At 56.6% G+C, this 20,908-nt stretch carries 20 protein-coding genes; 10 read left to right on the forward strand and 10 right to left on the reverse strand.

The annotated features are described in order from the left end of the window. Window positions 1-2: 2 nt before the first annotated feature. A complete protein-coding gene (locus CDUR_RS06560; RefSeq protein ID WP_179417593.1) occupies window positions 3-1,406 on the reverse strand; it encodes an NAD(P)/FAD-dependent oxidoreductase in 1,404 nt (467 codons plus the stop codon). Window positions 1,407-1,583: 177 nt separating this feature from the next. Here CDUR_RS06560 and CDUR_RS06565 point away from each other — a divergent pair, with 177 nt between their 5' ends. Further along, entirely contained in the window at window positions 1,584-2,933 is a 1,350-nt protein-coding gene (locus CDUR_RS06565) for a class I SAM-dependent methyltransferase (protein WP_179417594.1), read from the forward strand. On the opposite strand, the gene CDUR_RS06570 is transcribed toward CDUR_RS06565, so the two are convergent. Beyond that, complete coding sequence (locus CDUR_RS06570; protein ID WP_006063392.1) at window positions 2,896-3,579, reverse strand: DedA family protein; 684 nt, start codon at window positions 3,577-3,579, stop codon at window positions 2,896-2,898. The genes CDUR_RS06565 and CDUR_RS06570 overlap by 38 nt on opposite strands. Before the next feature lie 160 nt (window positions 3,580-3,739). After that, window positions 3,740-5,071 (reverse strand): MFS transporter, encoded by a 1,332-nt coding sequence (locus CDUR_RS06575; RefSeq protein ID WP_179417595.1) that lies wholly within the window; start codon window positions 5,069-5,071, stop codon window positions 3,740-3,742. A gap of 125 nt (window positions 5,072-5,196) precedes the next feature. On the opposite strand from CDUR_RS06575, the gene CDUR_RS06580 reads away from it, so the two are divergent. Next, the gene (locus CDUR_RS06580) at window positions 5,197-6,519 is read left to right on the forward strand and encodes an amidase family protein (RefSeq protein ID WP_179417596.1); all 1,323 of its coding nucleotides are present in this window, start codon (window positions 5,197-5,199) and stop codon (window positions 6,517-6,519) included. Window positions 6,520-6,609: 90 nt separating this feature from the next. Here the strand turns inward: CDUR_RS06580 and CDUR_RS06585 are convergent, their stop codons facing one another. Both CDUR_RS06585 and CDUR_RS06590 read right to left on the reverse strand, forming a co-directional pair. Then, entirely contained in the window at window positions 6,610-7,293 is a 684-nt protein-coding gene (locus CDUR_RS06585; protein ID WP_179417597.1) for a YceI family protein, read from the reverse strand. Window positions 7,294-7,316: 23 nt separating this feature from the next. Next, window positions 7,317-7,661: a hypothetical protein gene (locus tag CDUR_RS06590; RefSeq protein ID WP_179419056.1), complete on the reverse strand. Its 345-nt coding sequence runs from the start codon at window positions 7,659-7,661 to the stop codon at window positions 7,317-7,319. A 94-nt stretch (window positions 7,662-7,755) separates the two neighbouring features. Between CDUR_RS06590 and CDUR_RS06595 the strand changes: the two genes are divergently transcribed. Beyond that, window positions 7,756-8,160 carry an RNA polymerase-binding protein RbpA gene (locus tag CDUR_RS06595; protein WP_040359904.1) on the forward strand — a complete coding sequence of 135 codons (405 nt, stop codon included), beginning with the start codon at window positions 7,756-7,758 and terminating at the stop codon, window positions 8,158-8,160. Between the two features lie 43 nt (window positions 8,161-8,203). Here CDUR_RS06595 and CDUR_RS06600 read toward each other — a convergent pair whose 3' ends face one another. The 3 genes from CDUR_RS06600 to CDUR_RS06610 are packed head-to-tail and all read right to left on the reverse strand — an operon-like array spanning window position 8,204 to window position 10,985. Beyond that, on the reverse strand, window positions 8,204-9,007 hold the full coding sequence (locus tag CDUR_RS06600; protein ID WP_179417598.1) for a polyprenol monophosphomannose synthase: 804 nt from the start codon (window positions 9,005-9,007) through the stop codon (window positions 8,204-8,206). A 6-nt stretch (window positions 9,008-9,013) separates the two neighbouring features. After that, complete coding sequence (lnt, locus tag CDUR_RS06605) at window positions 9,014-10,474, reverse strand: apolipoprotein N-acyltransferase (protein ID WP_179417599.1); 1,461 nt, start codon at window positions 10,472-10,474, stop codon at window positions 9,014-9,016. Continuing rightward, window positions 10,467-10,985, reverse strand: coding sequence for an FxsA family protein (locus CDUR_RS06610; protein ID WP_179417600.1), 519 nt, complete (start codon window positions 10,983-10,985; stop codon window positions 10,467-10,469). The genes lnt and CDUR_RS06610 overlap by 8 nt, the downstream gene beginning before the upstream one ends. Before the next feature lie 60 nt (window positions 10,986-11,045). Here CDUR_RS06610 and CDUR_RS06615 point away from each other — a divergent pair, with 60 nt between their 5' ends. Further along, a complete protein-coding gene (locus tag CDUR_RS06615; protein ID WP_179417601.1) occupies window positions 11,046-11,546 on the forward strand; it encodes a DUF6985 domain-containing protein in 501 nt (166 codons plus the stop codon). 26 nt (window positions 11,547-11,572) lie between these two features. Then, window positions 11,573-11,749 carry an alpha/beta fold hydrolase gene (locus CDUR_RS06620; RefSeq protein ID WP_290206919.1) on the forward strand — a complete coding sequence of 59 codons (177 nt, stop codon included), beginning with the start codon at window positions 11,573-11,575 and terminating at the stop codon, window positions 11,747-11,749. A 187-nt stretch (window positions 11,750-11,936) separates the two neighbouring features. Here CDUR_RS06620 and CDUR_RS06625 read toward each other — a convergent pair whose 3' ends face one another. After that, window positions 11,937-12,443 carry an O-acetyl-ADP-ribose deacetylase gene (locus tag CDUR_RS06625; protein ID WP_179417602.1) on the reverse strand — a complete coding sequence of 169 codons (507 nt, stop codon included), beginning with the start codon at window positions 12,441-12,443 and terminating at the stop codon, window positions 11,937-11,939. Between the two features lie 225 nt (window positions 12,444-12,668). Between CDUR_RS06625 and CDUR_RS06630 the strand changes: the two genes are divergently transcribed. Then, window positions 12,669-13,190 (forward strand): DUF6985 domain-containing protein, encoded by a 522-nt coding sequence (locus tag CDUR_RS06630; RefSeq protein WP_051033959.1) that lies wholly within the window; start codon window positions 12,669-12,671, stop codon window positions 13,188-13,190. 14 nt (window positions 13,191-13,204) lie between these two features. Here CDUR_RS06630 and cobN read toward each other — a convergent pair whose 3' ends face one another. Then, complete coding sequence (gene cobN, locus CDUR_RS06635; protein WP_179419057.1) at window positions 13,205-16,792, reverse strand: cobaltochelatase subunit CobN; 3,588 nt, start codon at window positions 16,790-16,792, stop codon at window positions 13,205-13,207. Window positions 16,793-17,011: 219 nt separating this feature from the next. Between cobN and CDUR_RS06640 the strand changes: the two genes are divergently transcribed. The 4 genes from CDUR_RS06640 to CDUR_RS06655 all read left to right on the forward strand — a co-directional run bounded on the left by CDUR_RS06640 (window position 17,012) and on the right by CDUR_RS06655 (window position 20,874). Further along, complete coding sequence (locus CDUR_RS06640) at window positions 17,012-18,184, forward strand: ferredoxin-like domain-containing protein (protein ID WP_390886359.1); 1,173 nt, start codon at window positions 17,012-17,014, stop codon at window positions 18,182-18,184. Between the two features lie 11 nt (window positions 18,185-18,195). Then, entirely contained in the window at window positions 18,196-18,843 is a 648-nt protein-coding gene (locus CDUR_RS06645) for a precorrin-8X methylmutase (protein WP_006063407.1), read from the forward strand. Next, window positions 18,840-20,324, forward strand: a complete 1,485-nt coding sequence (gene cobJ / locus CDUR_RS06650; RefSeq protein ID WP_006063408.1) for a precorrin-3B C(17)-methyltransferase — start codon at window positions 18,840-18,842, stop codon at window positions 20,322-20,324. The genes CDUR_RS06645 and cobJ overlap by 4 nt, the downstream gene beginning before the upstream one ends. 241 nt (window positions 20,325-20,565) lie before the next feature. After that, window positions 20,566-20,874 (forward strand): hypothetical protein, encoded by a 309-nt coding sequence (locus tag CDUR_RS06655; RefSeq protein ID WP_040359907.1) that lies wholly within the window; start codon window positions 20,566-20,568, stop codon window positions 20,872-20,874. Window positions 20,875-20,908 lie beyond the last annotated feature (34 nt).

Genomic DNA, 20,908 nt, shown 5'->3' on the forward strand with positions numbered 1-20,908 from the left:
AGCTATTTTCCCCCGAAGCGGCGAGTATCGCGCAATTCAATAGGAGTATCGCCTGAAGAACCCACCACTTCCTCGAATTTTTGCAATGCGTTCCGGGAATGAAGCTGTTGGCGAGTGGTGGTGAGCTGCCAGCGGTTTCGGGATAAGACATTGAGTCCCCAGGATGCCGCCGCAGTGGCACGGTTGCGGAACCCAACGAGGAACATCATGTGTACCAGCAACCATGCCACCCAACCGATAAAGCCGGTGAATTCCACTTTTCCAAGTTTCACTACTGCGGAATAGCGGGACACGGTGGCCATGGAGCCTTTGTCGAAGTATTCAAAAGGCTCACGGGCGTTGGGGTCTCGGCCGTCGACTTCTGCGACGATGTTTTCTGCAGTGTATTCGCCACCCTGGATGGCTACCTGCGCCACGCCGGGGAGATTGTTGTAGTTCATCATGTCGCCGATGACAAAGACGTTGTTGTGGTCACCAACACTAAGATCGGGGTTAACCATAACGCGTCCGGCGCGGTCAATTTCTACGCCGGTTTGGTCAGCAATGAGTTTACCCAGCGGGGAGGCGGCGACGCCGGCGGACCAGATTTTACAAAAACAGGGGATAGTTTCTATCGTATCGTCCTGGGTGGACTTGTAGGTGACCGAGTCTTTGGTGATGTCAGTGACAATGGCATTCAGCTTGACGGTGACACCGAGTTTTTCCAGCTGACGCTGTGCGTTACGCCCGAGACGTTTACCGAACGGTGGAAGTACTTGGGGCGCGCCGTCGAGAAGCACGACTTTCGCTGAGTTGGTGTCGAAGTTGGAGTATTCATCGCGGAGCGTACGGTGTGCCATCTCGGCAACCTGTCCTGCGAGCTCCACACCAGTTGGCCCGGCACCGACGATGACAAAAGTGAGTAGGCGTTCGCGTTGCTCTGGGTCGGTGGCTAGTTCTGCGCGCTCGAAAGCGCCGATGATGCGGGCGCGGATTTCTAGGGCGTCGTCAATGGTTTTCATGCCTGGCGCGAATTCCGCGAAGTGATCGTTGCCGAAGTAGGATTGTCCGGCGCCTGCGGCGACAATGAGGTAGTCGTACTCATAGCGGCGGATAATGGCGCCGAGTTCGGTGGTCACGATCTGTTGCTCAATATTAATGTCAGTCACTTCGCCTTTGACCACGTGAACGTTTTCCTGGTCTTTGAAAATTTGTCGTGTGGATGGCGCGATTTCACCAGTGGAGAGCAGTCCAGTTGCTACTTGGTAGAGAAGTGGTTGGAAAAGATGGTGGTTGGTGCGGTCGATGATAGTGACATCAACATCGGTGTTGTTGAATTTTTGTGCGGCGAACAGGCCACCAAATCCTGAGCCAATGATGACGATGTGTGTGCGTCCGCCATCGGGACGGAAGGGCTTCTCCGACATGTATGTGCTCCTGAAAGCTAGGGAATCTTAGTACCGCATCGGTCTTTCGTTTGACTATCCTAACCCGTTGTCATGATTATCACACTTTTATGGGTGGTTTTAGCTGGGCTACTTCACTGATAGCGTGGGGAGTGGTTAGGATGAAACAGGCTTTAGCAGCACTTTTCCCTTAAGAGAATGTTAGTAATGACCTACCAAACCATGAATCCCGCGTACCCTGACCATTTGCAGCACGTGGACGCTTCCATGTGGCCAGGGGTGGTACATGTTCCTGAAGGCCGTGTAGCTCAGCGTCGTGCTCAGATTGTGGAGGCGCGTTTTGCTCTCGCTTGCGAGAAGGCAGGGTTGAACCTTGATCCACAGTCCAATGGCGGCCCGGATATTCGAGTGCATCATGATGAGCTGTTTTATCGGCTCGCTGAGTCGGGGTGGCTGGGGCTTGCGGAAAGCTACATGGCTGGTGAGTGGGATGCGGAGAATCTGCCTCGGGTGTTGGCGCAGCTGATTAAATCGGGCTTTAGCCCCCGCCGTAGGTGGTGGGGAACACCAACGCACATTGCGCGCGCAGATTATTCGGGTGAGGAGCTGTCAGCACAGCTGGTGCAACTGTTTTCCACTGACGGGTATTCGACGTTTGGTGGTATTTTTGCGTCCGGTGTGCCAACGACTGTACGCACCGCCGTTACAAGCCACGTGTCAGGTGCAGGGCGTCGTCATGAGCCTTCGTCGCATTTTGTGGACATTACGCACATCGATAAACCTGTGGCGGTGGAGCGTCAGGATCTGCGGCCCGCACAGGATCGTGCGGTGAAGGCACTTCTCGACGCCGCACGGGTCACCGAAGGCACTGACTTGCTGGAGTTTCCTCTAAGTGGTGGGACGTTGGCGCTGGCTGCGGCCCGGCGCGGCGCGAGCGTCGATACGCTGTCGGCTGATGCCGAGCATTGTGAGGTTGTGCGTGGTCGACTGGAGGATGAGGATGCGGCGTTTGCCGTGACGGTGCAGCACATCACCACGCCGATTCCGACGCGTCAGGAATGGCGTGGCCGGTATGACGCCATTGTGAGCATTGAGACTTTGGAGAAGGTGGGGAAGAACTATCGCAAGGCATATGCCTTGACTCTGGATCGTTTACTTACCACTGGGGGCTATGCGGCGCTGCAAAACGTGGTGGCCACGGAAAAGTTCGCGGAGCTTGATCCGCACATTATGGACGTGACACGAGCGTACATTTGGCCTGCGTTGGATTTTCCGACGATGGAAGATATTCACCGTCTGTTTGATCGCGAGACATCGTTGCGGGTGGTCGCAGAAAATCACACGCAGAATCACTATAAAGCGACGCTTCATTTACAGCGGGAGTTGTTTGAAAGCCACATGCGGGAGGCCGCTGCGGCGGGAATTGATCAGGTATATCGCCGATTGTGGCAGTATCACTTGGCACTCATGGAGGCGCTGTGTGATGTGGGTGCGTTGGACTGTGTGCAGCTTACACTGACAAGTCGGAACCGGGGCGGCTGGCGCTAGGTTCTTCAGGGGCGAGCTTGGTAGCAGTTTTCGCGGCTGTCCGTTTCGCTCGCCAGCGGCGGAACATCAACGTCAGTATTTTGATGGACATGGGGACGAAAACGGTTGCAAGACCAGCGATAATGAACCAGTGTATGAAGTCCTGAACAAAAGGAATCTCGCCTAGCAGGTACCCCACGAGTGGAAATCCAGTACCCCACAGGGTGCTACCTAGGACCGAATACAGCGTGAACTTCTTGTACGGCATGTGCGAAATGCCTGCCACCACGGGAGTAACCGTCCGCACGACACCAACAAAACGTGCCAGCATCACGGTGGCTGCGCCGAAGCGATCAAAATAATGGTTGGTTTTATCCACCGCTTCAGGACCGATCCAGCGCATGGCACGACTGTCCATCATCCGGGGGCCTGCGGTGCGTCCGATGAAGAATCCAAGTTGATCGCCAAGCCCCGCGGCAATGGGAATTCCTACGAGCAGTGTCCATAAAGGCGTGAACGGTGGGTTGGCGTGCGCCATGATTCCCGCCGTGAACAAGAGGGTATCGCCCGGAAAAATGAAGCCAATAAGCAACCCAGTTTCCATAAAGATGATGCCAAGAATCCCTATGAGTCCAAATGATGTGAGCAGCATATTGACATCGAACATGGATGTGATCCCTCAACTTTTCTTCACAGGGTGAGCACTACGACAACGATGATACGCGACCAGTTAGATCGCAGACACGTTGTGTGGGGATCAACAAACCAAAGTATGAAGATGCTTTGATAGCACGTTAACCTAATAGAGGAAATGTGTAGCTCATTTTCTAGATGTCGGTCATGTCAAAGTGTTTGGTTTCCTTCATCACCATGATGGCGATAAGGGATAACACTGACACGACAATCAGGTACATACCCACAGCCCCAACGCCGTACTTGCTGACCAACGCAGTAGCCACGAATGGTGCTATGGCTGCACCCAGGATGGAGGCAACGTTGTAGCTGATGCCAGATCCGGTGTATCGCACGTTGGTGGGGAAAAGCTCCGGCAGTACCGCTGACATGGGGCCGAAGATGAGGCCCATGATGAACATGCCAACGGTGAGGAAGATCAAGACGCTGTTTTCTGAGGCACTGCCAGGGGAGAGGAAATGGGTGAAAGTGAAGCCGAAGGCGATCATGACGAGAGATACGACGATCAGGGTGCTTTTGCGTCCACGGGTATCGGCGAGTCGGCCGGCCAAGGGGATGCTGATGATAAACGCAAAAATAGAAATGAGCTGCAGTTTCAGGAAATCCAGGTAGGGGATTGCCAGGCCATTTTTGGCAATGCCGTAGGACAACACCCAGGTGGTTACCAGGTAGAACAGCGTGTAGCAGGAAACCATGATGAATGTACCGAGGATCAGCGGACGCCACGAAGTGCGGAACACTTCGGTTAGAGGCATTTTTGCTTTCTTGCCCGACTCCACAGCTTTTTTGAACACTGGTGTTTCTTCCAGCCGGAAGCGGACATAAAGACCGACAATCACCATCACGGAGCTGAGAAGGAAAGGTATACGCCAGCCCCACGTCATGAACGCGCCTTCGATTTCACCATTGGTGTGGCCCAGGAAGGTGACCAAAATGAGGAAGAGGCCGTTAGCGGCAAGGAAGCCCAGGGGAGCGCCAAGCTGTGGCCACATGGCAGCCCAAGCACGTTTGCCTTTACTAGCGGTTTCGGTGGCAAGCAGGGCCGCGCCTGACCATTCACCGCCCAAGCCGAGACCCTGGCAGAAGCGCATCAGAGCGAGTAAAGCGGGTGCGACAATTCCTACCTGCGCGTAGGTGGGAAGCAGGCCGATGAGGAAGGTGGCGATGCCCATCGTGAGGAGCGAGCCGACTAGTGTGGCTTTGCGTCCGATTCGGTCGCCAAAATGCCCAAATATGATGGAACCCAAGGGACGTGCCGCGAATGCGAGACCGAAGGCCGCAAAGGAAGCAAGAAGACCGACGGTGGGGTCATTGTTCTTTGGGAAGAACAGGTAGGGGAATACGGCCACAGCGGCGGTGGCGTACACGTAGAAGTCGTAAAATTCGATGGTCGTGCCGACCATCGATGCAGTAATGATGCGGCGTCGCGTGGCGGCATCAACGGAAGCTTGTTGAGTTTCAGACATAGTACTGAGGTGGGTCGTGTTTGGTTATGTGGAACCTTGTGGGTTTTGCGGTTCTAAAGCTAGTTCATACGAAGCATGTGCGCAATGGCACGCGTGGGTAGGCACGTGCAGCTAACCTCGTATCTATGTGGTCAAACCTTGATGCACTTGATGCAACTGACTGGCTGAAGCGTATTACACAGGGCAATTCCGTCGAGTCTGGGATGCGTGCGTGTCTTGATAAAATTGAGCAAACTGATAAGCACATCAATGCCTTTCATCATGTGTTCGCTGGCAATGCGTTGGAACAAGCGCGGGTATGTGATGCAACACCTGCAGAAAAGCGGGGTCCGCTTCACGGTCTACCCATTGCTATCAAGGAGGAAAACGCCATTGCCGGGATTCCCACAGCGTTCGGTACCGCGGCAATGAGCACGCCTGCAACGGAGGATTCGGCGGTGGTCGCTGCGCTGAGATGCGCAGGGGCGATTATTGTTGGCACAACGCGGATGCCGGAGTTTGGCACCTGGCCTTTTACGGAGTCGCAGAACGGGGGAGTCACGCGTAACCCTTTGGACCTACGATTTTCTCCGGGTGGTTCCAGTGGCGGTTCGGCTGCTGCTGTTGCTGCCGGCATGATTCCGGTGGCCATTGGCGGCGATGGTGGCGGGTCGATCCGCATACCCGCAGCGCATTGCGGTCTTTATGGATTGAAGCCGCGTCGCGGCCGAGTCTCCACGGCACCGGCTGAGCATCTATGGTGGGACTTGGGAGCCATAGGTCCACTGGCAAAATCACCACGTGACCTGCGGCTTATCTACAGCGTTATTGGTCAGTTCCCGGCTGTTCCACTGCCAAAACAACTGCGCATTGCTGTGCACGTCAACCCAAAAATTGCCGGAGTGATGGTTCCTGCCCAGCTTACCGACGCCGCGCTCCAGGCTGCTGAGCAGTTGGCTAAAGGTATGAACGGGGTAATAGTAGATACGGACCTGCGATTGCCAACGCCAACAGATGCATTCATGCCGCAGTTTCTTGGCGGATTAGTAGCAGAAGTTAAGCAGCTTGATCAACCTGAAAAAATTGAAAAGCGCTCACGGCAACTGGTGCGCATTGGACAGTTCGTGGGGTCACGGCGGGCCGTGGATTGGGCGCGCAAACGTGGTGAGCGGTATGCGCGCGACGTCGATAAGCTGCTGGATCAGTATGACGTGATTGTAAGTCCGACGGTCGCGGCGCGGCCGCCGTTGGCTGGGATCCTGGATGGGTGTGGACCGATCCGTGCGCAACTGGCGAGTCTGCCGTATGTTGCGTTCACGGCGTTGTGGAATGTGACGGGGCATCCGGCGATTGCAGTGCCCGTAGGGGTTGGGAATGATGGCATGCCGTTGAGCGTGCAGCTAGCTGGTCGCGATGAGGACATGTTGTTGCGGCTGGCGGAAACGCTGGGGAAGCCCAATCTGACATAATGTACATTATCGGACAATAACGTCATGTAGTGCTTACGCATGCCTGACGTTGTTAAATGTCACCATGACGTTAATGCTGTTGACGGCGGGTCAATGTTTTTCCATTGCTAGTCGAATGTTCAACTCACCGTCTTCGTCCACCTTTGCGGCGACAAAATCGGGCGTCTCCACGCCGAAGTCTATGCGGTTAATAGGCACAGTCCCGGCGATGACAAGCCGATTGCCGGTTCGGAGAACGTCAAACTCGGCCGTGACTTCCTTCTCTATACCATGCAGGTTAAGCATGCCGGTCACCGTCACCGTTCCGGGTTCACCATTGTCGGGAACGCCCGTGATATCGACTGGCGTGTTCACGGTAAATGTTGCTGTTGGGTAATCGTCCGTGTGCAGGATGGTACGCCGAACGTTAATGTCACGTTTCTCCACATCGGTCTGTAGGCCATTAACGTCAACCGTGACGTTTCCTGCGGTTAATGTCCCACCGTCAACGGTGACCTCACCTGTAACATCGTGGGTTGTTCCAGATGTTGAGCGGGACTCACCGGGCAAAAGCTCATGGAAGGTGTAGCCTACGGACGTCGTGTTATCACCTGCGTTGGGGATAATCGTCCAGGTGCCATTGATATCGGTTGTTGCTGCACTGGCGTCGCCTGTGTGCAACCCACCAGTTTTGATACCTGGGTCTGTGAGCGCCTTATACACAATGGGTCCAACACTCGCCAATGCTAAGACGATGATGGCCACAACGGTCAGGGCGACAAACGGCTTCTTCATAGTGTGAATATTATCGAACCGTGTTACCGCAAGTGTTCAATACTCCGGGCAAGGCGCACAAGTTCCTGACATAACTCACTTAACTCGGCGGCTGATGCTCCTTCAGTGGCGGCGACTTCGATGTCTTCAGCTGCGCAGCGTAACTCAAACAAGGAATCTTTGAGCTCAGCGGCCCGTTCTGGGTTCATGATCACAGCATTTGCAGGAATAGATGTGCCAGACACATTGTTGCGCTGTTCGTAGGCTCGTTGCCTGCAGGATTGGCTACAGTACTTTTTGGTGCGGCCTCGTGCGTTGGTATCCATGGGGCGACCACACCACTGGCACTGGGCTTCTTTCTTGGAAGATCGAAGATCGCTCACTCTCATAACCCTAGCGGACATGACCCGGTGAATTCACTTCCGGTATAGTGGTGTACTTGACTACCCCACTGGGTGAGACGAAGAGACCGTAAGGATAAATATGGCAGATCGTGTACTCCGTGGCAGCCGTATGGGCGCCGTGAGTTATGAAACCGACCGTGATCATGATCTTGCACCACGCCAGATCGTTAAGTACAGGACCGAGGTCGGCGACGTGTTTGAGGTTCCCTTCGCCGACGACGCGGAAATCCCCGGGACGTGGATGTGCAAAAACGGCCAAATGGGCACCCTCATGGAGGGCGAGGGAATCGATGCCAAGCCAGCTAAGCCGCCACGCACCCACTGGGATATGCTGCGGGAGCGCCGCAGCATTGAAGAGCTCGACGTGTTGCTGGAAGAACGCATTGAGCAACTGCGCAAACGCCGCAGGAACGCCGCTCGTCTGCTAAAGCAGCAGCAGGAAGAGGCGGAGAAGAATGCCGCCGCCGAGAAGAGCAAGGCGTAAGGCAACAGCACAAAGCGCTCCCAATGGGGCGCTTTTCTTGTTGTTAGATGTTGTACTTTTTGCGCAGCTTCTTCACACTGTGCGCAACCAGTTTCTTGGTTTCTTTGGAGATTTCCCGTAGCTGCTCGCCGCGGTGTGCAGCACCCCATTTGGTGACCTCTAGCAGGGAATCTTTGACAAAGCTGCCATCGAGCTTGGATTCGCCGATTTCGCGTTCGGTGAAAGTGATGGGCACCTCGCGGACATCGAAACCTTCACGAACTGCTCGCCACGCCAAGTCGACCTGGAAGATATATCCAGCGTTGGAGAGTTCGTTGAGATCCAGCGCCTCAATGAGCGAGCGTCGATAGGCGCGATAGCCTGCGGTCATGTCAGACAGACCGGCCCCCAGCGCCACCGAGATGTAAATGTTGCCGCCCTTGGACAGCAGCCAGCGTTTCTTAGGCCAGTTCACCACTTTGCCGCCGGGAATGTAGCGGGAGCCAATCACGAGCTCAGCGCCGCGATCCACCTCAGCCAGAAGCAGGTGAAGCTGCTCAGGCGCATGCGAACCATCCGCATCCATTTCACACAGGACCTGGTAGTCGCGCTCCAGACCCCATTGGAAGCCCGCAACGTAGGCACCGCACAGACCGCCTTTCCCTTCGCGATGCAGCACAAAAATTTGCTCGTCGTTGCTGGCGAAGTCGTCAGCGAGATCGCCTGTGCCGTCTGGGCTGTTGTCGTCAACAATAAGAATGTCCACGTCGGGCGCTGCTGAGCGTACGCGCTGTGTGATCAGCGGAAGATTATCCCGCTCGTTATACGTGGGGATAATCACCAACGTACGGTCGCTGGGCTTGCTCATAGAAAGCTAGTCTCCTTGGGCTGAGCGGCGTTTCCACAATGCCGCGATGAGGAACAACACCCCCATAATACTCAACACATGCTCCACATACTTACCCGCACGTGCAGCAAAAGTGCTGGAATCCTTTAGCGGGAGGGTTTCCACCAGCGTGCCGTTGGTAAAAATTGAGGTTTTCTGGGTGACTTCACCTGAGGGAAGCACAATTGCTGACACTCCTGATGTTGCCGCTATCACCACTGCCCTATCCAATTCCAGGGCGCGCATACGACTCATGGCGAGCTGCTGGTAGGTCATGTCGGTGAAACCAAAGGTTGCGTTGTTGGTTGGTACCGTCAGGATCTGCGCGCCATTATGTACTGCATCACGCCCAGCTGCATCGAAAGCCACCTCGTAGCAGGTGGAAACGCCCACAGGAATCCCCTTCATGTGCACTACACCAGTGCCATCGCCGGGCTGGAAATTGCCCGCCATATCCACGTAGGAGGAAAACAGTCGGAAAAAGCTGCGGTAGGGCATGTACTCCCCGAAGGGCTGAAGGTACTTTTTGTGGTGGTACTCCCCTTGCCCTGTCTCTGGATCAAACACCACCATGGTGTTACGTGGTCCGACGTCATCTCGCGTCAGCGTCCCCACCAGGATCGGTGCATGTGCCGACTGCACCGCCTGATTAATCATGCTCATCGCCCCAGCATCTGCAAACGGGTTCACGTCCGACGCGTTCTCGGGCCACACCACTAAGTCAACCTGCTGGTTCAGAGCCTCGGTCTGCTTCACATGGTTACTCAGCACCGCTCGCCGCTGCTCGTTAAAATCCAGCCCCAGCCGCGGCACATTCCCTTGAATTGCCGCCACTGTTACCTGCCCTACTTCCCCACCGCCTCTGCTTATCGACGCCGCGCCGCCCAGCGCCAGCGGTACCACCAACAGTGCCGCCCCTAGGAGTCGTGGACGCAGGAGACAGAGGGCAAGCCCGGTGGCGCACGCGAGCGTCGCTACGCTGACTAACGCTGGGCCTCCATAGGGTGCGAGGTACTGGAGTGGGCCGCCGACCTGGCCCCATGCGATTCGTCCCCACGCGAAACCCCCAAATGGCCACGTGCTGCGCAACCATTCCACGGACACAAACCACAGCGGAAACGCCCAATGCATGCGGCGCTTCATCAACACAGCACCACCGGCGCCAACTGCGATGCTGTACAGTGCCTCAGTGACTGCGAGAGCGACGTATGGGAGGTTGCCCACGAACTCCCCAATCCACGGGAGAAGAAACAGATACAAACTCAACCCATGGACAAAACCCAATAGGGCACCCACACGCACCGACACCTGCGGAGCAAGGCACAGATAAAACAGCGCCATCCCCACGATTGCTGCTGGCCACCACCCTATCGGCGCGTACGACAGATACACACTGACACCAGAAAGCGCTGCGACGCCAAGCCGCAGCGCTAGGATTCGCTTACGCATCTTTTGAATTCGTTCCAAAATCTTCAGGGCGGACGTTATTGCTCCACCGCTGAATTTCCTGGTCCGTTGGTTGTCTGTCTTCCGGTTCTTGGTCTGAGACAAAGCTCCCATACGACGTCTGCTGGCGGAACTGGTTCACCGTGTCGAAGCTGCGGGCGCCCAAATTCTCAATACTCGTGCGAACCTTACGTGCCAGTATCCGCCGAGCAACCGAACGAGTTGGCGGAATGATCAGCAACAAACCAAGAATCGTGGTGACAAAGCCTGGCAGCGCCACGCACAGTGCGCCGGCCGCAAGCAAGCCATAATCGCCTGCGAGAGTCCCAGGCGTGGTTTTACCCTGTGATGCTCGCACCGCAATGCGTCGCATCTCTGTAGCGGCGAGGAATAGGCCACCGAAGAAAAAAAGGAACAACAGGATGAGTGCCCAGCCGACACCGAGCCACTGCGCCACGCCCCAAAACGCCAACGCTTCAATGAGGAAATATGGGATTGCAATCAATACAGGCACGGTGCCCACAATACTCAACTCCGCGCGTCGCTTCACCTGTGGCACTGATAACATACCTGCATGACAGGCACAATTAACTTTGATTACGACACTGAGTATGACCTTTATGTGAGTGACCCGGTTGCTGTTCCGCAGCTGGGTATCAGTAGTACGACATTCAGGTTTGAAAAAGAACTGGTGGATACAGCTGGATTGCCTCGTATTCGCACTGCTATTGATGCCCTTCGTTCCTCCACAACTGACCTCATAGCGCAAGCAACACCCTACGTGTATCAGCTGTACAAACTATATTTTGATATGGCAGACAAATATGATTGGGAACAGTACCTCCCCGACCTTCCCGAGGCTGAGGTGTGGAGCTTGGTCAATGAGGTAGGTAGCTGGTGCACTGTGGTCAGGGAAGATGACCATGTACTGATCGCAGTGGAATGTGATGTTGAGTGGGATGTCGAACACGGCATGATGATGGTCTATCAGGATGGTGCGACACTGGTGAAAGTTGGTTCGGCGGCAGAAGCATATACGAACGTGGACGGTAGCATTTTCAGTGAAGAGGGGTGAGGCCTCCTTATCTTAATGCCCCGCTTGTGCGTTTTGAGGACCAGGCAGTGTGGATTCATGATGTTTTGGCGCAGTTGGCCCCAGATGGTCCCCACATTGTTGGGTACTCTTTTGGGGGTGCGACAGCCACTGTGTACGCCCGTGAATACCCTGAGGATGTTCGTTCCCTCGCGGTGCTGGAACCTGTGTTTACGTTCAGCTAGCCATTGGAACGCAGCTTTGCCAACGCCTCGCCTGTTTGTCGAAGGAAGAAACGGAGCGTCTCAGAATGCCTGTCTATGCGGCAATAGCGAGTGACGATTCGCTGCCTATGCAGGCGGCAGAATCATTAGGTGAAAAACTAAATAACTTTTGGGCGAATAGTGAATAGGTAACACCTAAGAATCTTTGTCACCGTAGAAGTTCGGAATAGAGTTGAAAGTTGCTTTCATCAAAGCAGACGAAGATAACTTCTTTAATCGTGTTGCTTTGATACTCTTTAGTGGCGGATAGTGCAACGTGAGCTGCTAATTCCTTAGGAAAACGATATACGCCTGTTGATATATTGGGAAAAGCAATAGTTTCCGCGCCATGCTTATCAGCTAGCTTAAGACTATTAAGGTAAGCCGAGCGCAATGCCGCCTCCTCGCCGTGTGAGCCATCTACCCACGTTGGACCAACAGTATGTACAACGTGGCGTGCCGGAAGGTTGGCTCCCGAGGTGATCACCGCTTCCCCGACCGGGCATCCTCCCTGGCGAGCGCGGATTTCACGGCACTCTTCTAGTAGCGCGGGCCCTGCTTTTTGGTGGATGGCCCCATCAACGCCTCCGCCGCCGAGCAGCGATGTGTTTGCGGCGTTCACGATCACATCAACGTCGGCTTCGGTAATGTCGCCCAACACTGCGCTCAGTTTCATGTTCACCAATCCTACACCTCCGCCAAGTTACATAATTGTCTTTTTACAGCAAAAAACTAGGAAAAATTCACTCATAGAAACGGGGGTACGGGGGTTCGATCCCAAGATGAAAGTTTTATAATCTGCGAGCATTTTATATGCGTCGAAAACTAGTATTTTTAGTGGTTGAGTTTCCATCATCTGTAGGCGGAGTCGCCGCCTAGTCAATGAAAGGAGATGCAGGAAATGTCTGAGGTATCCATCCCGGGTGTTGGGCACTTCGCGTTCGAAGAAGTGTGGGACGAATATACAAGCGCAGATGTCGTCGTACCAGGCTTCGGCGGCTTGGAAGGACATTTCTACATGGCTGGCAACGTCCTGGATGCCGCGGGTCTTGATCGGATTGGGGCCGCCATCACAGCCTTCCTCTCCCCCCGTGTTGACTTCATTGCACACGCAACGCCGTATGTGTTCCAGCAGTACCAGGATTGGCGGACCATTGGCCAAGAGGAGGGCTGGGGTGAATATCTCCCCAGCTTGAGCCAGCCGGAGTTGGTGTGGGATCTTGTCCAGATAGGAAACGAATTCCAGATTGTCTGGGATGAAACCTTTGGCGGCGAGGTCTACATCAAAGTGGCCTGCAGCTGTGAATGGGACGTTGAAGACGGCCTCATTCTGGTGTTTAAAGGCGGAAGCTCACTCTGCACTGTGGGCTTTGGTGCTGACGCCCTCTTGAACAAGGACGGCAGCATCTATCAGCCGCTTTGAAAGCGTCAGGACGACTAGCGATCCTCCAACTCCCCTTCCATCTCTAGGTACGTGCTGCGCAGCAGTTCCATCGACTCGTCAGATGGTTTTTCCCACAGACCGCGTTCCGCAGCCTCCATCAGGCGCTCAGAAATGTCGCGTAGCGCCCACGGATTAGACTTTTCAAAAAACTCCCTGTTTACGGGGTCACCGACATAAGTGTCGGTAAGGGTTTCATACATCCAGTCATCCATGAGTCCCGTCGTGGCATCATAACCAAAAAGGTAATCAACGGTTGCGCTCATCTCAAAAGCGCCTTTGTAGCCATGCTTGCGCATCGCCTCAATCCAGCGCGGGTTGACCACCCTAGCGCGGAACACACGTCGAGATTCCTCATGCAGTGTGCGGGTTTTTACTGTTTCCTGCCGCGTGGAGTCACCGATAAAGGCATCAGGATCCTGACCAGTGAGGGCACGCACCGTCGCAACCATTCCCCCATGGAACTGGAAGTAATCATCAGAGTCGGCGATGTCATGTTCAGTGGAGTCAACATTTTTGGCTGCAACCTGAATGCGCTTGTAGGCGGTGCGCATATCGTCGGCAGCCTCTACCCCGTCAAGACCACGACCGTAGGCGTACCCGCCCCATGCGGTGTAGACCGCTGCAAGGTCATGGTCATCACGCCAGTTGCCTGATTCAATGAGCTGCAATAGCCCCGCGCCGTAGGTGCCGGGCTTGGAGCCAAAGATACGCCGTACGTGCTCAGCGCCATCATCCAACGCGTGCGCGCGAACATAGTTCTGGTCGAGCGGTTCGTCCAGGTTGGCGACCATCTGCACGGCGTCGTCAAGCAGACCCAGTACATGCGGAAATGCGTCACGGAAGAAGCCGGAGATGCGAACCGTTACGTCAATGCGAGGTCGCCCTAGTTCCTCCAACGGGATCACCTCAAGGTCAATAACCCGGCGCGATGCTTCGTCCCAGAGTGGGCGGACACCGAGAAGTGCGAAGACTTCGGCGATGTCGTCGCCGGAGGTGCGCATGGCTGAGGTGCCCCATGCGGAGATGCCGACGGATGTTGGGTAGTTGCCGTCGTGGTCGGCTTGGTAGCGTTCGATGAGTGAGTCAGCGAGGAGTTGGCCGGTTTCCCAGGCGAGGCGGGATGGGAGGGATTTGGGGTCGACGGAGTAGAAGTTGCGTCCGGTGGGTAGGACGTTGATGAGTCCGCGCATGGGCGAGCCGGAGGGGCCGGCTTCGATGAATCCCCCGTCGAGGGCGTGGAGGATGTGGGTGATTTCGCGGGGAGTTTGTTCGAGACGTGGGATGATTTCTTCGGCTGCGAACTGGAGGATGCGTGCGACGGTTGTGGGGTTGGCGGTGTCGGGGAGGTTGGTGGTGATGGTGGGGATGGTTGTGGGGTCCCAGTTGTTGGCGTCGAGGTTGGTGAGGAGGGTGCGGGCGTGTTGTTCGATGGTGTCGACGGTGTGGCGGGTTTCGTCGCCTTGTTCGGAGAGTCCGAGTGCTTCGCGGAGGCCGGGGGTGGCAGTTTCACCGCCCCAGAGTTGGCGGGCGCGAAGCATGGCGAGGACCAGGTCGATGCGGGTTTCGCTGGTGGGTTGTTCGCCGAGTGTGTGGAGTCCGCCGCGGATGGCGACGTCTTTGATTTCGCAGAGCCAGCCGTCGATGTGCATGAGCATGTCGTCGAAGACATCTTCGTCGGGTCGTTCGTCCCAGCCGAGGTCTTGGTCCATTTTGGCGGCGGTGAGGAGGGTCCAGATTTCTTGGCGAATGGCTGGAAGTTTGGCGGGGTCCATGGCGGCGATGTTGGCGTGCTCGTCAAGGAGTTGTTCGAGTCGGGTGATGTCGCCGTAGGTTTCTGCGCGTGCCATGGGTGGGATCATGTGGTCGATGAGGGTGGCGTGGGCGCGTCGTTTTGCTTGGGTTCCTTCGCCGGGGTCGTTGACGAGGAAGGGGTAGATGAGTGGGAGGTCTCCGATTGCTTGGTCTGGGTAGCATTCGGCGGAGAGTCCTGCGGTTTTGCCGGGGAGCCATTCCATGTTGCCGTGTTTGCCCATGTGGATGATGGCATCGGCGTTGAAGGTGTGGCGGATCCAGTGGTAGGTGCCCAGGTAGTGGTGGTTGGCTGGTAGGTCGGGGTCGTGGTAGATGCCGACGGGGTTATCGCCGAAGCCGCGTGGTGGTTGGACCATGACGACGATGTTGCCGAATTGGAGTCCTGCGATGTAGATGTCGCCGGTTTCTGGGTGTGTGTAGTGGGTTCCGGGGGCTTCGCCCCAGTGGGTGGTCATCTCTTCCTGGATGCTGGTGGGCAGGGTGTTGAAGAAGGTGAGGTAGGCGTCGCGTGGGAGTGTGAGGGGGTTGTTGGCGAGGACGTCGTCGGTGAGCCATTCGGGGTCGTGTCCGCCGGCGTCAATGATGGCGTGCATGAAGGCGTCGCCGTCCATGGTGTCGTAGCCGGGGATGGTGGTGGTGTCGCCGAGGTTGTAGCCTGCGTCGTGCAGGGCGTGGAGGACTTTGAGCGTGGATGCTGGGGTGTCTAGTCCGACTGCGTTGCCGATGCGGGCGTGTTTGGTGGGGTATGCGGAGAGCATGACGACGATTTTTTTGTCGCTGTTGTTGAGGTGGCGGAGTCGGGCGTGGTGGTAGGCGATGCCTGCGAGTCGGGTGCAGCGTTCGGGGTCGGGGACATAGGAGATGAGTCCGTCGGAGTCGTATTCTTTGAAGGAGAAGGGGACGGTGATGATGCGGCCGTCGAATTCGGGGACGGCGATTTGGGTTGCCACGTCAAGTGGGGTGAGGCCGTCGTCGTTGGCGGCCCAGTCGCTGCGGGGGCTGGTGAGTGCGAGTCCCTGGATGATGGGGATGTCGAGTGCTGCTAGTTGTGCGACGTCCCAGGCTTCGTCGTCGCCGCCTGCTTGGGCGGTGGCTGGTTTGGTGCCGCCTGCTGCGAGGACGGTGGTGATGGCGGCGTCCATGGTGGCGAGTTCGTCAAGGAGTTCGGTGGGTGCTTGGCGTAGCGACGCCGTGAAGATGGGGATGGCATGTGCGCCTTGGGCGTCAATGGCGTCGCACAGGGCGTGGATGTAGGCGGTGTTTCCGGCGAGGTGCTGGGCGCGGTAGTAAAGGACAGCGATGCGGGGTTGGCCTGGTGTTGTTTCTGTGGTGGGGCGTTCGAGGTGTCCCCAGAGCGGCATGTGGTGGGGTTCGTCGAATCCGTGGCCGGTGAGCAGGATGGTGTCCGACAGGAAACGGTAGAGGTGTTCGAGGTTTGTTGCGCCGCCTTCTGCGAGGTAGGTGTGGGCAGTGGTGACTACGCCTGCGGGGACGGTCGAAATGTCGGTGAGCTCGGCATCAACGGCGAGTTCGCCGGATACGACGATGGTGGGTGTGCCGGAGGCGAAGATGCGGCGGAGCCCGTCTTCCCAAGCGCGCTTGCCGCCGAGGAGGCGGACGATGATGATGTCAGCGGCGTCGATAATCTCGTCGAGAAGTGCGTCGGAGATGTGGGTGGGGTTGGCGTAACGGAAGTCCACCATGTCTGCGGTGTTGGCGTTTTTGGCGGAGAGGAGGTCGGTGTCGGAGGTGGACAGCAGCGCAATCATGGCGGTTGTGTTCCTTTCCGGGGTGTCGCGCCCCGTGAGTGTGGGATGGGTGGTGAGGGTCTGGCTGTACAGTGGCGCGTCCGCCCGGAGTTGCACCGGATTCCTCATCCTGATCGTCTGAAAAAGTGTATCGCACCGGCGATCAATGGTGAGGGGCCAGGCAGTTCCGCAGATGGTTAAATTTCACATTTTCGATAGTGTGATCGCTTCGGGGTTAGAATGAGCGCCATGACTGATTTCACCTCCTCACCTGTGTCTTTGTTAGCTGAGTCTTACCAACTTGGTGACCGTAATCGGGGCGATGGTTGCCCCGGTGCGCTGAAAATGCATGAGGCGAAGGACGGCGGTATTGGCCGCGTTCGGGTTGCCGGTGGCCAGATGTCGCCGGAGCGCTGGGAGGCGCTTGCGGATATGGCTGATCGGTTTGGGGATGGCAATATTCACGTGACGACGCGGGGCAATTTGCAGGTGCGGGGCATTCAGGACACGGCTGCATTTGCGGAGGCTGCGCAGGAGCATGGTTTTTTGCCGAGTCGTGCGCATGATCGGGTGCGCAATATTATTGCTTCACCGTTGGCGCCTGAGTTGTTGCCGCTGGTAGCGGAGTTGGATGCGGCGTTGTTGGCGGATGATGTGGTGACGGGGTTGTCGGGGCGGACGTTGTTTGGTCTTGATTCTGGGGTGGGTGATATTGTGTCGCGTCGCCCAGATTTTGGTGTGTTTGCGCACGATGGGGGTTTTCAGTTGGTGTTGGGTGGCGTGTTTGTGGCGCGCCGGGTAGAGCGTGGTGATGTTGCGGCTACGCTCGTGCAGGCTGCGCGACGGTGGCAGGAACTGCGGGGTTCTGCGTGGCGGGTAGCGGAGAAGCCTGAGGTGCATGGCGAGATTATTGCGTCGTTGGATGCTGCGGTGGAGGTTGCTGAGGTGCCGTTTGTTGGTGCGGTGCCTGGGCGTCCTGTGGGGTGGTTGCCGCAGTTGGATGGGTTGGTCAGTTTGGGTGCTGGGGTGCGTTTTGGGCAGTTGAGTAGTCAATTGGCGCGGATGATTGCGGTGACGGGTGCGCGGACGACGGTGACGCCGTGGCATTCGATTGTGCTGCATGATGTGGATGAGCATGCGGCGGAGCAGATTGTGCGGGTGTTGGCTCCGTTGGGGTTGATTTTTGACGCGAATTCGACGTGGCTGCGGGTGAGTGCATGTACAGGTATTGAGGGGTGTGAGAAGTCGTTGTCGGATACTCGCGGGGATGCGGCGCAGGCGGTTGCGTCGTTGGATATTCCGCAGGGTAAAGTGCATTTTTCTGGGTGTGAGCGGCGGTGTGGGCATCCGTTGGAGTCGTATACGGATTATTTGGCTACTGGTGATGGCGAGTATGAGGTGTCTGCTCGGTAGAGTATGTCGGTATGTATAGCTACGTCACGGATGGTAACGAGATTTATCGTCGTAGTTTTGCGATGATTCGCGAGGAATCTGACCTGGGGCGTTTTGATGCGGCTCAGGCTCAGGTTGCGGTGAGGATGATTCATGCGGCTGGGCAGACTGACTTGGCCTCGGATATTGAGTTTTCAGCTGGTGTGGTGCCTGCGGCGCGTGCTGCGTTGAGTGCGGGCCGTCCGATTTTGTGTGATGTGAACATGGTGGCGTCGGGGGTGACGCGACGTCGTTTACCTGCGGATAATCAGGTGTTGTGTCTGCTCAAAGATCCTCGGGTTCCTGAGTTGGCGGCACGTTTGGGTACGACCCGGACGGCGGCTGCGGTGGAGTTGTGGGCTGAGCATCTGGAGGGGTCTGTGGTTGCGGTGGGTAATGCTCCTACTGCGTTATTCCATCTGTTGAAGTGGCTTAGCGACGACCCCGCCCGCCCCCGTCCGGCTGCTGTGTTGGGCATTCCTGTGGGGTTTGTTGGTGCTGCCGAGTCTAAGGCGGCGTTGGCGTCGGATGCGCAGGCGTTGGGGATTGAATTTGTGACGGTGCATGGGCGTCGCGGTGGTTCGGCGATTACGTGTGCTGCTATTAATGCTTTGGCTACTGAGCAGGAGATTATGGAGTGAGCGCTCAACTTATTGGTGTTGGTGTGGGGCCTGGTGACCCGGAGCTTCTTACCTTGGCTGCTGTTGCGGCGATTGAGTCGGCTGATGTGGTGGCGTATCACGCCCGCCCGGGTGGGAGTTCGACTGCGAGGAGTATTGCTGAGCGGTTTTTCCGCGACGGGCAGATTCATGAGTTGTTGCATTACCCAGTGACCACGGGGATTACTGATCACCCAGGTGGGTATGCCGGGGCGATGGCTGAGTTTTATGTGGAGGCAGCAGCACGTCTGAGTGCACATTTGGATGCTGGGCGGACGGTGGCTGTGCTCGCGTTGGGTGATCCGATGCTGTACAGCTCCTACCAGCATCTTCACCGTATCCTTGAGGGCCGCTACCCTACCCGGGTCATTCCAGGTGTGCCGTCGGTAACCGCCGCCGCTGATGTGCTGGGTCAGCCACTCGCGGAAGATGAAGAAGTACTGACCATACTTCCAGGTACGTTACCTGAGTCTGAGTTGGTGGAGCACCTTCGTCGTACCGATACTGCCGTGATTATGAAGCTGGGCCGTACTTTCACCAAGGTGCGGCGTGCCCTGCAAGCTACTGGTGCTGTTGAGCGGGCGTATGTAGTTAGCCGTGTTGGAATGGACAACCAAGATACGGTTGCGGTCGCTGACGCAGACCCCGAAGCAATTCCCTACTTTTCCGTGATTGTTGTGCCCTCAACGTCTGTGGGGCGACGTGTTGCGGAGGAGCACAAGGGCGAAGTTGTGGTTGTGGGACTCGGTCCAGGTGCCGATAAATGGACCACGCCTGAAGTGGTGGAAGAACTGGCTCGGGCGACCGATATTGTGGGCTACTCCACCTACGTCAACCGCGTAGCAGAACGGGCTGGGCAACGCAGACACCTTTCGGATAACAAGGTGGAGGCTGAGCGGGCGGCCATGGCGTTGGATATGGCCAAACGCGGGCGTCGAGTAGCGGTGGTGTCCTCTGGGGATCCCGGTGTGTTTGCCATGGCTGCAGCGGTGCTGGAAGTCGCAGATGATCCGCAGTGGCGTGAGGTGCCGGTGCGTATCGTTCCGGGTATGACGGCGGCGCAGGCGGTGGCCAGTCGCGTAGGCGCTCCACTGGGGCATGATTTTGGCATGGTGTCGTTATCGGATCGATTGAAGCCCTGGGAGCAGGTGGAAAAGAGGATCCGGGCTTTGGCTGGTGCGGATATGGCGTTTGCTGTGTACAACCCTGCGTCGAAGGAACGTCGTTGGCAGGTGGCGGCGCTACGGGACATCGTGCTGGAGTACCAGTCCCCTGACACACCGGTAATCGTTGCCCGCGCCGTGGGATCAGACCAAGAAAGCGTGGCAGTAAAGACGCTGGCTGAGTTTGATCCAGAGGTTGTGGACATGCGAACCATGGTGATCGTTGGAGCCTCCACCACGGCTTCTTACGAGGGGCTGAACGGTGTGCGGGTGTTTACGTCACGTCGCTATGGCGAATAAACCCCTGTGATACCACTAAAAGATGTTATTCGTATGACGAAATAAGTGGCCGCTGTGATGCCGCCTGCAAAGCATCGTGTGGGCAACACGCAGCAATGAAGCCTGCTATATTATTCAGCTCTCACCTGGGATTTTTATTTTTTCGCAAAGGTTTCTTGATCGAAATGTGAGCATGAGATGACTCTGTGTGTATTATAAGTGGCAACCAGCTTAGTTTTATGTGAAGGAGTTTATACCACCAATGCGCACCCTTCCTCGACGCATGATAACCACCCTGACTGCTGGGATGCTGGCGACCGCTGTGTTCGCTGGCGCGGTGACCACCGCCCCAGAAGCTGACGCGCAGCGACGTGCCACCAGTTCCACGGACAACACACTTTCGTCCGATGTCGGGTCGTCGGAACTCCAGAGCTTCTACAACAAGTCCCCGGATTGGGGCCAGTTCCTCCTCATGCTGATCACCGGTGGAATGCTGCTGGAAGGCGTCGGCTACCTCATTGGCCCCGCTCGCCTACAGATCCAGCACCTCATCCCGAACGTGCATATCTAAAACCAAGAGCAAAATAAGCACACCGTCGCTAACC

The sequence above is a fragment of the Corynebacterium durum genome, from assembly GCF_030408675.1.
GTDB classification, from domain to species: domain Bacteria; phylum Actinomycetota; class Actinomycetes; order Mycobacteriales; family Mycobacteriaceae; genus Corynebacterium; species Corynebacterium durum.

Coding starts and splice junctions, on each gene's coding strand:
- CDUR_RS06560 (WP_179417593.1), bottom strand. CDS start 1,406: ATGTCGGAGAAGCCCTTCCGTCCCGATGGCGGACGCACACACATCGTC.
- CDUR_RS06565 (WP_179417594.1), top strand. CDS start 1,584: ATGTTAGTAATGACCTACCAAACCATGAATCCCGCGTACCCTGACCAT.
- CDUR_RS06570 (WP_006063392.1), bottom strand. CDS start 3,579: ATGTTCGATGTCAATATGCTGCTCACATCATTTGGACTCATAGGGATT.
- CDUR_RS06575 (WP_179417595.1), bottom strand. CDS start 5,071: ATGTCTGAAACTCAACAAGCTTCCGTTGATGCCGCCACGCGACGCCGC.
- CDUR_RS06580 (WP_179417596.1), top strand. CDS start 5,197: ATGTGGTCAAACCTTGATGCACTTGATGCAACTGACTGGCTGAAGCGT.
- CDUR_RS06585 (WP_179417597.1), bottom strand. CDS start 7,293: ATGAAGAAGCCGTTTGTCGCCCTGACCGTTGTGGCCATCATCGTCTTA.
- CDUR_RS06590 (WP_179419056.1), bottom strand. CDS start 7,661: ATGAGAGTGAGCGATCTTCGATCTTCCAAGAAAGAAGCCCAGTGCCAG.
- CDUR_RS06595 (WP_040359904.1), top strand. CDS start 7,756: ATGGCAGATCGTGTACTCCGTGGCAGCCGTATGGGCGCCGTGAGTTAT.
- CDUR_RS06600 (WP_179417598.1), bottom strand. CDS start 9,007: ATGAGCAAGCCCAGCGACCGTACGTTGGTGATTATCCCCACGTATAAC.
- lnt (WP_179417599.1), bottom strand. CDS start 10,474: ATGCGTAAGCGAATCCTAGCGCTGCGGCTTGGCGTCGCAGCGCTTTCT.
- CDUR_RS06615 (WP_179417601.1), top strand. CDS start 11,046: ATGACAGGCACAATTAACTTTGATTACGACACTGAGTATGACCTTTAT.
- CDUR_RS06625 (WP_179417602.1), bottom strand. CDS start 12,443: ATGAAACTGAGCGCAGTGTTGGGCGACATTACCGAAGCCGACGTTGAT.
- CDUR_RS06630 (WP_051033959.1), top strand. CDS start 12,669: ATGTCTGAGGTATCCATCCCGGGTGTTGGGCACTTCGCGTTCGAAGAA.
- cobN (WP_179419057.1), bottom strand. CDS start 16,792: ATGATTGCGCTGCTGTCCACCTCCGACACCGACCTCCTCTCCGCCAAA.
- CDUR_RS06640 (WP_390886359.1), top strand. CDS start 17,012: ATGAGCGCCATGACTGATTTCACCTCCTCACCTGTGTCTTTGTTAGCT.
- CDUR_RS06645 (WP_006063407.1), top strand. CDS start 18,196: ATGTATAGCTACGTCACGGATGGTAACGAGATTTATCGTCGTAGTTTT.
- CDUR_RS06655 (WP_040359907.1), top strand. CDS start 20,566: ATGCGCACCCTTCCTCGACGCATGATAACCACCCTGACTGCTGGGATG.